We start from the raw sequence: 13,903 nt of genomic DNA, 5'->3' as shown, positions 1-13,903 counted from the left end.
TTACTCCTTCACCCTTGTTTCCCCACTTGCAGTTCGCTGAACTTTCATATCATGAATATTAATGTAATTTGCATCCTCAACTAATGTTTGTTGAATCTTCTTTGTCCGCATATAGTTGATAAATTCCCGAGTAGCCTTCGTCGTTTTCTTTTGAGTATACATATGTTCATAGGACCACAACTGCCACCGATTCGTTGTCACGTTCTTTGCAGTTGGCTTTACCCCGTCGATTTTTAACGGTTGAACATGCTTGTTAAGATAGGCAAACGAGATATAACTAATTGATCCCGGTGTATTCTTTACAATTTCCTTTACGGTTCCATTCGAGTCCTGCTCCTGAGCATTAATTGATCGTTCGCCTTTTTTCAAGACAACCTGCTCGAAAGCTACTCGAGTACCACTCCCTGCAGCACGATTAATCACTGTAATTGGCAAATTAGGACCACCAACTTGGGACCAGTTAGTTACTTTCCCCGTATAAATTTGTCGCAATTGTTTAAGTGAAAGATCGTCAATTCCTAATTGGGGATTAACTATTGGGACGATTCCCGAAACAGCAACAATATGATCAGTTAATTTTCTTTCATCGATCCCATCCTGCTGATCGGCAAAGATATCCGCTGCCCCAATATTGACTGCGCCGGCCTGTACCTGGCTTAAACCAGTTCCGGAACCACCACCCTGCACAGTAATGCTTGTTTGTGGTTTTACTTCTCGATAACTTTCAACTACCGCTTCCGTTAATGGCTGGAGGGCGGTCGAGCCAACAACTGTGACTTTCTCTTGAGGCGGTTGTTTTTGAGCGCTTACCCAACCAACACCCAAGCTAACAATAATTGTCGCTACAATAACTCCTGTAACTAATTTTTTCATCTTGTCTCCCTAGTTGTTTTCGTTAATTCCATATGGTACAAATAGAGAATATCAAGCCGATGTAAATTTTTTATCTTCGTATTGTAAAAGTTGTGTAAATTTTGGAGAAAAAAAATGACCAATAATTTTTTACTAATGAGTCAAAACACCGCCTTAGTTCAACAACTAACTCACCTCTGCAAAAAGGTCCAGTGGCAGTTCACACAAACTACCACCCCTACTGGACTAGTAGTGGAACTTGAAAAGCAAACAGCTACTGGGATTTGGTGGGATCTAGCCGACACAACATTAGATACCACAATTGCAACCATGACTTTAATTCGAGAACAAGTCCACGGTCCAATTACCATTTTTGTGCCAAAACTGACGGAAAGGCTCCAACGAAAACTTTATAAAGCATTGGTTGATGATATTATCGTTTTACCGTTCAACAACCAATTTTTTCTCCCGCTTATCAAGCAACGTCTCTGGCTATACCGTCACTTAAAACCGAAGACTACTACACCGACCCAAAAAGTTAGTCCCCATCAAACTGTCACAATCGGCAATTGGCAAATTAATTCACAAAATTACACTGTCACTAAAAATGGCAGTCTAGTTGATCTAACACCTAAAGAGTTTCAACTCCTCACTTACCTAGTTGACCACCATGATCAAGTCCTTAGCAGGGAGCAGTTGGTAAATGGTGTCTGGGGATACGATCTTCTCAACACTTCCCGAATCGTCGATATTCATATCAGTCACCTCCGCGATAAACTTGAAGATGATCCCCACCAGCCTCAGCACCTATTAACGGTCCGTGGCTTTGGCTATAAGCTAATAAAATAATAATTTTTATTTTCAGTTCCCCAAAAAGTGTAAAATAAAAGAAGATGGAGTTTTTGAAATATTTACAAAGGGGATCTGATTTAATGACTCGTTTTAAACAATCTGCATGTACTTCGATAATGGTTGGGAAAAAGGCCTCAATGGATGGTTCAACCTTTATCGCCCGAAACGAAGACCGAGTTTTAGCAATCGAGCCAAAGCGTTTCATTGTCCAGCCAGCAGTTTCTGGTCGAGATGAAACCTACGTCTCACCATACAATAAGCTCACCGTAAAATTGCCAGAAAATGGAATGCGCTATACCGCAACTCCAAGTGGTGACCAAAGTAAGGGTCCAAACGAAGAAGATGGCTTTAACGAAGCCAATGTTGGAGAAAGTGCAACCGAAAGTGTTTATGCCAACGATCGGGTCTTAGCTTATGATCCCTACGTCAAAAATGGTCTCGCTGAAGATTCAATGACTAACCTTGTCTTGCCATATATCCACAGTGCTCGAGAAGGGGTTGAATACCTTGGTAAGCTAATCGCTAAATACGGTTCTGCAGAATGTAACGGTGTCCAATTCAACGATCAAAATGAAGTCTGGTATATGGAAATTGCTACTGGACACCACTGGGTTGCCGTTCGAATTCCGGATGATTGCTATGCAGTAGCTGCAAACCAGATTGCTATTGAAAAAATTAACTTTGAAGATTCAGACAACTATATGTGGTCTGACGGAATTGAAGAATTTGTTAACCTCCACGGCCTAAATCCAGATAATGACCAATGGAATTTCCGCCACATCTTTGGTACTAACACCCAATTTGATCACCATTACAATACACCACGAGTTTGGTTCGCCCAACGTTACTTCAACACAGTTAAGACTGCAGATCAAACTCCTGAATCAGCAGATATGCCATTTATTCGAAAGCCAGAACGCAAGATCGCGGTTGAAGATATCCAGTATCTATTGAAGTCACACTACAACGAAACAAAGTATGATCCCCTAGGCGATGGATCTGAACATGATCGAAAAGTCTACCGGGCAATTTCTCTTTCCAGGACTGCCCAATCACATATTCTCCAAATGCGGAATAGTGTTGATCCAAAATACGCTGCCGTTCAATGGATTGAAATGGGGGTTCCTAGTTTCAATGCTTATGTTCCATTCTTTGCCAATGCAGATGACACCGACGCTTCATACCGTGAATTACCAGAGAAGATGGACTTAAAGAGTGCCTTTTGGCTTAATGAAGCCTTAGCAATGGTGGTTGAATCGCATTATAGCGACTTTAACCAAGCTGATCTCGACTTCCAAAAAGATCTCGGTGAATGGTGTCGCCGGAAGATCGAAGAAGTTGATGAACATGCAAAGAACCTTGAAGGGAAGCAACTGACAACCTACCTCACTGGCCAAAATCATGAAATTGCCAGTCACTGTAACGCTAAGGCTAAAGAACTACTTTTTGACTTAATCACTCAGGGTACGGAACTCTCTAACTTAACTTTTAAGATGGATCCTAATTTGTAAAATAAAGTCCCAAGTTCGACAAAATCGAACTTGGGACTTTTCCTATTCTTCTGCTAATGTGGTGTATGGATCTGGCAAGATAAGTCAGTAGCCTGTAGCTTATAAACTTGGACGTACGTTAAATGATCTTTCGGGAAAACAAAGTCAGTTGTTCCTGCATAGTGATTCATCATTAATTTTAATGCATCTTTTTTCTCGTTATTCGTTTCAAGGAGGGATACTTTTCCTTCCCCAAGAACACTTTGATAAGCCGCTGACCAATTAGAGGCAATGTTACCTCCTCGATGCAGTTGCTGACCACTATTTAATTCAAAGGCCGCATAATGTGTCTTTTGAATCAATTCATAACGACGCCCGTGAGGTCCTCCATGAAAATAAAACGTATACTGGCCGTTATTTTCCCCATAGGCAAAATGGACAGGAACAACGTAAACTCGCTCACCATCACGTAACCCTAAATGAATGGTATCACAGTGATCGAGCACCTGATTGATCATTTGAATATCAGTAACCGTATCCTTTTTACTCACTAGCATCGCCCTCTCATTGTTGCATTTACAACAAATATAACACATTTGCTATTTTTTGCAATTCCTCCTACCGGTGATTCCGTGTATGTTCGGCAAGATGAACTAAGTTAGTTACAAAATTATGTGTCTTGGCCTCGTAGTGATATTTTCGACCAAGTTTAACAAAATAGCCATTGATATAGTCAACTTCTACTGGTCGATTATGACTCATATCCTGGTACATTGATGGGTAGTGATGAGGATTACCAACCTTTGAAACATAATTGACGCTTTCTAGTTCTTCTTCCCGACTATTAACCAGTTGAACCCCGGCACGTTCACAAACGTCATATGCCTCATCAATTAACTGCCGAGATAATTCATCTGCTTTATCAAAAGAAGCATACTCACCCATTGTGATTTCAAACATCGTACATAGCGTATTCACAACAGAATTAAAGACTACTTTTGCCATTAATGTTCCCATAAAGTTTTCTTTTAATGATGGATTAAAGTTAGCTTTCTCCAATTGTTTCATTAATTGCTTAGTCTTTTCATCCGGCTTTTCAGTATAATTTGCCCAATTAGTCGTCCCCACTCCTGGTTTACCAACAAATTCAACTTCTCCTGGGCCCGTTAAGATCGTTGCAACCAGTGCTGTTCCGGCAACTAACTTTTCTTTAGGAAAGTACTTCAATAGTTTTTCAACATGTCCCATCCCGTTCATCGCCGTTAAAACATATTGATCCTTAAAGAAGTGTTGACACCGTTTCAGCATTTCATCCAACTGCATTTGCTTTAATTCAAAGAACACAAAGTCTGCATCAGTAGCTGTGTATTCTTCCGGTGTATAAACTTTGACTGGAACAAGATGTTTGTTTTGTCGCTCACGAGTAACATAAACGCCACCTTGCTTTTTCATTTGTTCATAGTGTGGTTGCCAACCTTCCACAAAATCGACTTCGTTTCCTGCTTCTTGTAGTAATACACCAAATCGGAGACCCATTGCTCCGGCACCAACAACTGTAAACTTCATAATCATGCAACTCCTTTTCTCAAATACGCAAGTTTGGTTGATAAGGTTTCACTTATTAACTAAAAAACGCCCTTAGATTATTTGACTAATCTAAGGACGTTTTCACGTGTTACCACCTTTTCATTCGTTAGCAGCTCACACCACTAACCTCAAATGTTCAACATTCATTGTTAAACACGGTAGCGATAATGGGCTACTCCCACCACAGATTACTAACTTCATCCTGGCACTCAAAGTGATTTTCATTAAAGTTGTGTTACCCCTTCTCACCAACCAGGAACTCTCTGCAAATACGAACTTTAATTACTCTTCTTATCAACGTGTTCTATAATTTATTTTTAATTGTATTTTAATTTAATTCGACTATTATAAATTGTCAATCATTTTTTAGAATTCCTTATTTATTACATCAAGCAACGCTTTAATTGTCATTAACAACGCTATTGAACTTATTTTTTCAAATAAAGCAAATATTTAGTTGACTTTAAAATGAGAATGTTCTAATATAACCACAATCAAATTTACAAATTGCTTTGAAAAGATGAGTAGTCTTAGAAAATCAGCACAGAGAGTTGCGTTAGATGAGAAGCAACCTGATGGATTTTGACGAAGATGGTCTTGGAGCTCTAAAGAACGATGAGCTACTTCTTAGTTAGTCGTTCACGATTGACGACCGATAAAACGTCTAGGTTTACTTTCGGGTGTACCTATTAAGGATCAGGTTGTGAAACCTGGTTAAATTAGGGTGGTAACACGTTAATTCTGAATAATGAAATTGACGTCCCTAGGAGAAGTTCAACTGCTTTTCCTAGGGACTTTTTTTATTTGCTCTAATCTCCTGAACTTATCTAAATCAAGAAAGGATGAATTTAACATGACTCAATTTACAACTCGTACTACTTCACCATTCCGCTATGATATCGTTGGTAGTTTTCTCCGCCCACAAGAACTGAAGGATGCCCGTGCAAAGTTTTCTCAAGGCAAGATTAGTCAAGCTGAACTTACTGAAGTAGAAGACCAATGCATTATCGATTTAATCCATAAGGAAGAAGCGGCCGGATTAAAAGCTGTTACTGATGGTGAATTTCGTCGAAGTTATTGGCACCTTGACTTCTTCTGGGGCCTTCAAGGTGTTAAGCACGTTAACCTTAAACATGGTTACTTCTTCCACGATGAAGAAACCCGGAATGATTCCGCTCAAGTTATTGGAAAAATTAGTGGTGAAAATCACCCATTTGTAAACTACTTCAAATTTGTCCGTGATCATGTTTCACATGGAACACAAGTTAAACAAACAATTCCGGCTCCTGCACAGTTTCTTGAAGAATTAATTCGTCCGGAAAACCAGGAAAGTGTTAAAGAAGTTTATCCTAACCTTGCCGACCTTGATCACGATGTGGCAAAGGCTTATCACCAAGTAATCGAAGACCTTTATGCTGCTGGCTGCCGAACTTTACAATTAGATGATTGTACTTGGGGAATTTCTGTTAATAACTTCGCTAACTTGAAAAGGAAGGATCCAAATGCAAATACCTCACAACTTAAAGAATTGCAAGAACGCTTCCTCCAAGTCAATAACGAAGCAATTGCAGACCTGCCTGATGATTTAACCATCAATACCCACATTTGCCGTGGTAACTACCATTCAACTTGGGCTGCTGCTGGTGGGTATGGTCCCGTTGCCGACACCTTATTCGCTCAAGAAAACGTTAATGCTTTTTATCTTGAATACGATTCCGAACGTGCTGGTGGCTTTGAACCGTTAGCAAAGGTTCCAGACAATAAATATGTTGTCCTTGGCCTTATTACCTCCAAGACCGGTGACCTTGAGGATCCAGAAGTAATTATTAACCGTATTAAAGAGGCGGCAAAATTCCATCCACTTGACCACCTTTGCTTAAGTCCTCAATGTGGCTTTGCGTCAACCGAAGAAGGAAATATCCTTACCGAGGAACAACAGTGGGCAAAGATTAACCTTGTTAAGGATATTGCCAAGCAAGTTTGGGACTAACTTTATCAAATACCAAATGAATATCTCCATATAAAAATTGAAGGGTGAGAAAAATTTTTTCTCATCCTTCAGCCTTTTTCTATACCAACTTACCAACAACCGGCAATCCTTTCAAAACTTTATCACCGTGGGGAGACTTATTATAAAGGACATCTGTTAAATCTTTTCCAGCAACATTGCCATGGTGCTTACCACCCTTCCAGGCATCCTTACCGGAAACATCATAAACCGTTCCCGAAACAGCAACATATGCTGGTTGACCATTTTCACCATTAAACTTCGCTAATTCTTCATGAGTAAACGTTTTTTCTTCCATTTTAATTAGCCTCCTTAACTTATGGTATTTTATACCAAATCTTACACTATCCATTCTCCAAGAACCAGTATTTTGCCTTAGATTGGGCAATTCTATAACACCTTTAAAGAAATTTAAGCTGTTATAATAAGGATAACAGTTTGAAAGGAGGTTCACTATGAAGAAGTATTTATTGTCAATCATCATCGCTGTCATGACGTTTTTCATTACTTTAACGATCACGGATAAACCTGCTCAAGCAATGACACAGAAGTCACTAAATAATCATGTCTACCTCGTTACCTTTATCAATTCAAATGGTTACACAACTGCCCATCAGTATGTCTTCTTCACAACTAATGGCAAGTCAGCCTACGTCAACGTTACTGATACCGATCAATCGGGTAAGCCAGTAGTTAATAAGGATTCCACTAAGGAGGAGAAGGCAGCTCCGAGAACAATTAATCGTTACCTTGTTGATCGTAAACTTCTTAATAAAGCCGCTAGCAAAAAATACTACAAGATTAAGGAAAATAAAGTTACGATCGATAATGGCTTAATTACCAAAAAATCTACCGGGAATATTGAAAAAGGCGGTAAAGTTGAAAAGTTTACCGTTAACTTCCCAGATGGTACCCAAAAGTATGATCGGGTTCTTTTCCAGATGGCCCAGCGAGATTACCAATACCGATAATGAATCTCACCCTCGTTCTGTTACTAATACCAGCTTGGCTTGTCACCATCAGTATTTGGCTTATTAACACCGAAATCTTTACGGGCATATGGATCAGGATTATCAATGATCTTTGCAACAAAATTACCAATTGATTTCCGTGAAACTTCTGTCCCCTTGAATGCTTCACCACGTTCCGTTGTTTCGTAATCAACTTCATCCTTATTCGTTAACCAAGCGGGACGAATAATAGTATAGTCAAGATCAGAAGCGGAAATGACATCGGCCGCACTCCGATAGGTACCAAGATAGCTATCCTTTTGACCACCACCAAGTTCAGCATTATTCCACTCGCCAAACTTTCCGGGAACTTCATCGTAGATCCCGATTGACGAAATCCAAACGAGTTGCTTTACCCCGTGCTTATCCATCGCATTAACGATGTTTTCGGCTTGCTGTTTAATTTCGGGGTTCCGCAAATTGGCGTAAACGACATCTGCTTTAGCAACTGCGGCATCAAGTTCAGCTTGTTTTAAAGTATCACCCTTAATAACTGTTTCGCGGTTTTCATCAATATTCTTCAAGTTTTGAGGATGGCGAGTATAAAGTAAAAGATGATCATCACTATTTGCCAGTAAGGCATCAATTGCATGTCCAGCAATTTGACCAGTGGCGCCTAAAATTAATACTTGTTTTGTCATTTTATCTTCCTCCTAATCGCTAATTCACCTTTAATTATAATTAGCACTCAGCTTATTAAAAGTAAGCACTTTCTCGTAAGATAGTTACCTAAAAGTAACATTCACTTTATTATCAAGCAGAAAATAACCTAACAAGTTTTTAGCAAATTGGCCGAATTAGTGTTTTCCCCACTCCTGCATCCCCTCAACTACCATTCGCAAATCTTTTCCGCGTTCAGTTAGTGAGTATTCAGTTTTCGGCGGGGTAACCGGATAAACCTTTTTTGTAATCAGACCATCTTGTTCCAATTCTTTTAATTGTAAAGCCAGCATTCGTCGCGAACAGTCAGGAATAAGCCTTTGCAATTCACTGAATCGACAAACGGGATATTTTAAGAGCATGTAAATAATAACGCTCTTCCACTTTCCCGATATTTGCTTCAACGTCTTTTCAATTGAGCATTGGCTAGTTTGGTTTGTCATTAACACCATTCCCTTCGCACTAGTAGGTGAAAAAATTTTCCCTTCTTGTATCCCAATTGGCATTTAGTTACTATTAGTAAGTGAAATCTCAGCAAATAAATTATTATAAGGAGGAATTATTATGCAATCAAAATTCAACGAAATCAGTGCTAAGCGTCGTTCAATCTATGCCCTCGGTGACAACATTACTATATCCCCAGACGAAATTTTCGACCTAGTTAAAACTACGGTTCGTAATTCACCAAGTGCCTTTAATAGTCAAACTGTTCGTGCAGTCGTCCTCTTCGGTAAGAATTCCGATAAGGTCTGGGACATCGTTGAAGAGACTCTCCAGAATATTGTTAAGGATCCCGCTGCTTTTCAGAAGAACAAGGACAAGATCGCAACATTCCGTGCTGGTTACGGGACGATCCTTTTCCTTACTGACACCAAGATTGTTCACCAATTAGAGGAACAATTCCCAAGTTATGCTGATAACTTTAAGGATTGGTCAGAACAGGCCCTTGGTGGTGCCCAACAAGCCGTTTGGACCGCCCTTGCAGAACATAATATTGGTGCTAGTCTGCAACACTATAATCCACTGATTGACGAAGCTATTCACCAAGCATTCGATCTTCCCGAAACATGGAAACTTCGTGCTGAAATGCCATTTGGTTCAATCGAGGCCCCTGCCGGTGAAAAGGACTACCTTGATGACAAAGCCGTTTTCAAACTAATTAAATAGTTCACCAACCCCTCTTCTCTCTTTCATAATATAATGAAAGTATGAAGGGAGGTCTTTCTTTGACCAAAATGTTTAATACTGGCGCCGATTACGCGCTTTCCATCATTGGCGGTAAATGGAAGCCGGTGATCCTTTACCTGCTAGCTAACCACCCCCGACGGACCGGAGAACTAGTCAAGCAGCTTGGAACATCGCACAAGGTTCTTAGCGATCAACTTCGCGAACTTAGCGATGCGGGAATTGTAGCCCGGAAAAGTTTTAACACCATTCCACCACACGTTGAGTACCGATTAACCCCCGAAGGAGAGAACCTCTACGCCGCCCTCCGTTACCTTAACTACTGGGGTGAGCAACAGGTTGCGTCCGATCCGAATATTAAAATCATGTGTACCGATAAAATGAAAGAACTCGGTGAGGAGGGCCTTTGTGTTGTTACTAAGCAGCACTTCCACCACTGGAAACAAGAGATTGTTAGATAATAATCTCTAGATCACAATGCCTGGATAAACTTATCAACGATTGGCTTTACTGGCTGGTCCTTTCGCCACACAACCATCGTTTGGGTATCCCAGCGCGAATAATCAACTAACCGCAACTGTTGATTCGAAAAGACTTGGCCGATCGATTGTGGAACAAGAGCAACTCCCATCCCCTGATCAGCCCAGTGAATTGCCGTCCGAGCATCATCACACTTGACCGCATAAAACGGTCGCAACCCATTTTGGGCAAAGCTCTCGTTAAACATTGATTCAAAACGTCGATAAAGGATCAATGGCTGCTGGCTAATTTCCTTTAAACTTAATTCGCCTTTTGGTAAGGCAAAGTACTGCGGGTTAGCGACCGCAACCATCCTGTCTTTGCCGATCTGTTTAGTCGCTAATCCCTGCATATTAAACGGTGCCCGGACAATTGCTAGATCAAGCAGGTTGTTATTAAGCTTATTGATTAAGGAGAACGTGTTTGCATCCGTGATTCGAATATTGACCTCTGGATAGTACTTGGTAAACTGACGAATTTTGGGATTGGGAATAATATTTCCCGCTGATGAAATAATTCCTAGGCGAATGCTTCCCATCGTTCCCTTACTTTCACGTTTCAGTTCCTCTTCAGCGTTTGTCGCTAAGTTAACGATCTGTTGAGCATAGCAATAAAAACTTTTTCCTGCGTTGGTTAACTCTAAGCCATGCGGTTTACGCGTGAAAAGATTAACGCCAACTTCTTTTTCCAGCTGCTTAATTTGGTACGACAATGGTGGCTGAGTTGTATACAATAGCTTAGCTGCGGCTGTAATTTGATGTTCTTGGGCGACTACGAGGAAACTACGAAGCTGCTTAATATTCATAATTAGTCTTCTCCCATATACAATTTTTATATATTCCATATTTTAAATTAGTATTTTCTTTGTCACAAGATCCCGATTAGAATTTTAAACTAGATATTCTAAAAATTAATAGAGAGGATCAATACTAATCATGAAAGAGTATGAGCCGAAGCATGGGGCACCGAAGACCAAAAGCCATTTACTTCGGTGGCTCGCGGTTGTTGTTTGCTTAGGAATTATCGTGACAGCTTTTCACGAGTTTCGAATCTGAAAAACATCAACGGATCAAGTTGTTGTCGGTAATAAAAAGGCCCTTCCTCAAAAACTAAAAGATAAACAACCATTCAGTATCCTAGTAATGGGGACCAACGTTGGTTCGCTTGGCCGGGGAACTTCCTATGCCGGGAATACTGATACGATGGAGTTAATCACCGTTAACCCCCAACGGAAAAAGATTTTAATGGTCGCCATTCCACGGGATATCTTGGTTAAGATTAATGCTAAGCAAGGTACCAAATACGCTAAGATTAATGCCGCTTATGCGATTGGTGGGCAAAGTTAGCTAAAAAGCAAGTATCAGAATTACTCGACGTCCCGGTCGACTACTATGCTTTGTTAAATATGGGAACCTTAAAGAAGGTTGTTAATGCTGTTGGTGGGGTTGACGTTGATAACCCATTTGCCTTTACTTATGAAGGTCACCACTTCAAGAAGGGAAAGCAACACCTTAACGGAAATGAAGCATTAAAGTATTCCCGGATGCGCTATGATGATCCAAATAATGATTACGGTCGGCAAAAGCGGGGTCAACAAATCCTTAGTTCAGCAATTGACTCGTTTAAGCAACACGGCTCAATTTCCGCTGCCAACAAAATCATCCTTGCGACTAAGGATGGGGTCCGGACTGACATGCCAATTAATAATATTGTTCCTTTGTACCTTAACTACCACAAGGCAATGGATAATACTGAACGGATCCATCTCCAAGGAAAGGATGCAATCATCGAAGGAACCAGTTTCCAAATTGCAACCCCAAAGGAAATGAACAAAACTTCTAAAGTTATTCGCTCATCCCTTGACCTTGATTCCACCACGGTTGATAATAATGAAACCGCAATGTACCACCAACAAACACACTGGAATGGTTATAATAAGCTTGCATTTAGACTTCCAAATAATGCTCGGTATAATGTTTTTGAATAGAAGCAAAAGACAAATAGCAAAAGGCTGGAAAAATGATTTTCCAGCCTCTTGCTGTTTTTATTTTGGATACTCTTTAATCCCGATCGAACATCAGGTGCATTCCCCCGTCACCTAATTTTTTCATTTGAGTAATATGGAATCGTTGATCAACGAAGGACCCAAGTGTATCAAATATCCCCTTCTTTTCTCGATCGCCAGAAATATATGGAGCCACAACTAGTGAAATTTGGTCTACCAGTTCCGCTTTAAGGAAGGCACCATTAATCAGCGCCCCACCACCGAGGACCATTGTTTTGATGCCAAAGTACTTTCGTAGTTTAACGAGTGATTCTGCAAAATCAATTTCTTGCTCACCACACACTAAGTACGGGATTTCCATTGATTGGAGAAAAGCAAGGTAACTCTTTGGTGCCTGTTTTGTAACAACTTCAATCGCCCGATTCTTTCTTCCGGCATACGGGAAATAATTCCTTTCCCAGCCAGCTCGTCCACGTCGGTCATAACTAACATCCCAGGTTTCTGACTGAATCCCATCTGGCACCCAATCTTGATACTCGATTTGCTGTCCATCGTATTTACTCAAATCTGGGTGGCCCTTGGCTGCATACATCACAATGGTATTACTGCCGTTCGCGTTCGCACTCCCTAGCTTAAATAATTGGTCATCATAGTAATCACCCGAAATTTTATCTCCCGGACGACCATCCCACTCACCATCAATTTTGCCGTCAATTGACGTGTACATATGAATAATTACTTTTGCCCGTTCCACTTCAATCACTCCTTTACCATCAGTCTACCCCTTTTCGTCGTAATAAAAAAAGCCGGAGAATTCTCACCCTCCAGCAACATCACTAAGTTAACCATTAGTCTTTTTAATATTTTTCCATGTAATAATTCCGGTTAAGAGTCCGGCAAAGATACCTAAGAGAACAGAACCGAGGATTACAATAACTCCAGGCATTACTCCCCACTTAATATCATAGCTTTGGTAAATAATTACCTGAGCAATAAATTCAATCACAGCGAAAATGATCCCCGTAATTATCCCCCGCCTAATAGCGATCTTTTGCTTTGCCTTCAGATCACTTGGACGAACTTCATTTACTAACACCCGTTGACGAATTGCAATAATGTAAAAGGACCAACTAACGATGATAAATAGTGCAAACAAACTAACGATCGCAAACCAAAATGCAACCTTATAACTAGCAACTATCGCAATTATAACTGACGCAAATAGAAGAAATGGTGCAAATAAGGTCAGTAATAAATAACCGGAATTACCGAGCCGGTCAAGCTCTCGTTCTTGGTATTCATCAATTGGGCCAGTAATCCCATATGATAATTCCAGTAGACGATTGCGGAATGTTTTTTTAGTCATTTTGTTTCCTCCCAAAAAAGTGAATTTAAATCGGTCTTCAATGCAATTGCTAACCGTCGACAAAGATCTAATGACGGGTTATATTTATCACTCTCAATCAAACTAATTGTTTGTCGTGCAACACCAATCTCCTGTGCTAATTCAAATTGCGATAACTGTTGTTGCTTACGGTATTGACGAACCCTGTTCAATAATAGTGCCGCCTCCTTTTGTCATATATAGATGACATCATTTGATAATTATATTACTAGAGTACAATATAGATGTCAATTATATATGACATATTTGAGTAAAATAATAAAGGTAAGAAAAAATGAAACTTTTTCTTATCCTTAATCTATTAATAGTTACCGAATTTATAAAGTCTAA

16 protein-coding genes, 1 pseudogene and 1 other annotated feature are annotated in these 13,903 nt (G+C 40.1%); of the genes and pseudogenes, 7 read left to right on the top strand and 10 right to left on the bottom strand.

Annotated features, from left to right (window positions below):
- Complete coding sequence (locus NFR46_RS02680; RefSeq protein WP_251574443.1) at positions 1 to 873, bottom strand: phosphate ABC transporter substrate-binding protein; 873 nt, start codon at positions 871 to 873, stop codon at positions 1 to 3.
- 114 nt (positions 874 to 987) lie between these two features.
- On the opposite strand from NFR46_RS02680, the gene NFR46_RS02675 reads away from it, so the two are divergent.
- Positions 988 to 1,701, top strand: coding sequence for a winged helix-turn-helix transcriptional regulator (locus tag NFR46_RS02675; protein ID WP_251574442.1), 714 nt, complete (start codon positions 988 to 990; stop codon positions 1,699 to 1,701).
- An 83-nt stretch (positions 1,702 to 1,784) separates the two neighbouring features.
- Positions 1,785 to 3,215: a C69 family dipeptidase gene (locus NFR46_RS02670; RefSeq protein WP_251574441.1), complete on the top strand. Its 1,431-nt coding sequence runs from the start codon at positions 1,785 to 1,787 to the stop codon at positions 3,213 to 3,215.
- A 53-nt stretch (positions 3,216 to 3,268) separates the two neighbouring features.
- Here the strand turns inward: NFR46_RS02670 and NFR46_RS02665 are convergent, their stop codons facing one another.
- Together NFR46_RS02665 and NFR46_RS02660 are read right to left on the bottom strand one after the other, a co-directional pair.
- Positions 3,269 to 3,745, bottom strand: coding sequence for a pyridoxamine 5'-phosphate oxidase family protein (locus NFR46_RS02665; protein ID WP_251574440.1), 477 nt, complete (start codon positions 3,743 to 3,745; stop codon positions 3,269 to 3,271).
- 67 nt (positions 3,746 to 3,812) lie between these two features.
- Positions 3,813 to 4,760 (bottom strand): ketopantoate reductase family protein, encoded by a 948-nt coding sequence (locus tag NFR46_RS02660; RefSeq protein ID WP_251574439.1) that lies wholly within the window; start codon positions 4,758 to 4,760, stop codon positions 3,813 to 3,815.
- Between the two features lie 89 nt (positions 4,761 to 4,849).
- Positions 4,850 to 5,088 (bottom strand) — a binding site (T-box leader).
- A 546-nt stretch (positions 5,089 to 5,634) separates the two neighbouring features.
- On the opposite strand from NFR46_RS02660, the gene NFR46_RS02655 reads away from it, so the two are divergent.
- Positions 5,635 to 6,771 (top strand): 5-methyltetrahydropteroyltriglutamate--homocysteine S-methyltransferase, encoded by a 1,137-nt coding sequence (locus NFR46_RS02655; protein ID WP_251574438.1) that lies wholly within the window; start codon positions 5,635 to 5,637, stop codon positions 6,769 to 6,771.
- A gap of 79 nt (positions 6,772 to 6,850) precedes the next feature.
- Here NFR46_RS02655 and NFR46_RS02650 read toward each other — a convergent pair whose 3' ends face one another.
- The gene (locus NFR46_RS02650; protein WP_251574437.1) at positions 6,851 to 7,087 is read right to left on the bottom strand and encodes a cytochrome b5 domain-containing protein; all 237 of its coding nucleotides are present in this window, start codon (positions 7,085 to 7,087) and stop codon (positions 6,851 to 6,853) included.
- A 157-nt stretch (positions 7,088 to 7,244) separates the two neighbouring features.
- Between NFR46_RS02650 and NFR46_RS02645 the strand changes: the two genes are divergently transcribed.
- The gene (locus NFR46_RS02645; protein ID WP_251574435.1) at positions 7,245 to 7,760 is read left to right on the top strand and encodes a hypothetical protein; all 516 of its coding nucleotides are present in this window, start codon (positions 7,245 to 7,247) and stop codon (positions 7,758 to 7,760) included.
- A gap of 23 nt (positions 7,761 to 7,783) precedes the next feature.
- Here the strand turns inward: NFR46_RS02645 and NFR46_RS02640 are convergent, their stop codons facing one another.
- Positions 7,784 to 8,440: an NAD(P)H-binding protein gene (locus NFR46_RS02640; protein WP_251574433.1), complete on the bottom strand. Its 657-nt coding sequence runs from the start codon at positions 8,438 to 8,440 to the stop codon at positions 7,784 to 7,786.
- 156 nt (positions 8,441 to 8,596) lie between these two features.
- Entirely contained in the window at positions 8,597 to 8,902 is a 306-nt protein-coding gene (locus NFR46_RS02635) for a winged helix-turn-helix transcriptional regulator (RefSeq protein ID WP_251574491.1), read from the bottom strand.
- A gap of 121 nt (positions 8,903 to 9,023) precedes the next feature.
- On the opposite strand from NFR46_RS02635, the gene NFR46_RS02630 reads away from it, so the two are divergent.
- Positions 9,024 to 9,626, top strand: a complete 603-nt coding sequence (locus NFR46_RS02630) for a nitroreductase family protein (RefSeq protein WP_251574431.1) — start codon at positions 9,024 to 9,026, stop codon at positions 9,624 to 9,626.
- Positions 9,627 to 9,694: 68 nt separating this feature from the next.
- Positions 9,695 to 10,105 (top strand): winged helix-turn-helix transcriptional regulator, encoded by a 411-nt coding sequence (locus NFR46_RS02625; protein WP_251574489.1) that lies wholly within the window; start codon positions 9,695 to 9,697, stop codon positions 10,103 to 10,105.
- Positions 10,106 to 10,116: 11 nt separating this feature from the next.
- On the opposite strand, the gene NFR46_RS02620 is transcribed toward NFR46_RS02625, so the two are convergent.
- Positions 10,117 to 10,968 carry a LysR family transcriptional regulator gene (locus NFR46_RS02620; protein ID WP_251574429.1) on the bottom strand — a complete coding sequence of 284 codons (852 nt, stop codon included), beginning with the start codon at positions 10,966 to 10,968 and terminating at the stop codon, positions 10,117 to 10,119.
- 292 nt (positions 10,969 to 11,260) lie between these two features.
- Between NFR46_RS02620 and NFR46_RS02615 the strand changes: the two are divergent.
- Positions 11,261 to 12,138, top strand: a pseudogene (locus tag NFR46_RS02615) (LCP family protein); the annotation flags it as partial.
- Positions 12,139 to 12,223: 85 nt separating this feature from the next.
- Here the strand turns inward: NFR46_RS02615 and NFR46_RS02610 are convergent.
- The 3 genes from NFR46_RS02610 to NFR46_RS02600 form a co-directional block, all read right to left on the bottom strand.
- The gene (locus NFR46_RS02610) at positions 12,224 to 12,922 is read right to left on the bottom strand and encodes a dihydrofolate reductase family protein (RefSeq protein ID WP_251574427.1); all 699 of its coding nucleotides are present in this window, start codon (positions 12,920 to 12,922) and stop codon (positions 12,224 to 12,226) included.
- 87 nt (positions 12,923 to 13,009) lie between these two features.
- The gene (locus NFR46_RS02605) at positions 13,010 to 13,534 is read right to left on the bottom strand and encodes a DUF3278 domain-containing protein (protein ID WP_251574425.1); all 525 of its coding nucleotides are present in this window, start codon (positions 13,532 to 13,534) and stop codon (positions 13,010 to 13,012) included.
- Entirely contained in the window at positions 13,531 to 13,725 is a 195-nt protein-coding gene (locus NFR46_RS02600) for a helix-turn-helix transcriptional regulator (protein ID WP_251574423.1), read from the bottom strand. The genes NFR46_RS02605 and NFR46_RS02600 overlap by 4 nt, the downstream gene beginning before the upstream one ends.
- Between the last annotated feature and the right edge of the window lie 178 nt (positions 13,726 to 13,903).

The organism is Limosilactobacillus agrestimuris (assembly GCF_943193105.1).
Lineage (GTDB): Bacteria > Bacillota > Bacilli > Lactobacillales > Lactobacillaceae > Limosilactobacillus > Limosilactobacillus agrestimuris.
Note: the sequence above shows the minus strand (reverse complement) of the source record. Positions and strands in the feature narration are given on the sequence as shown.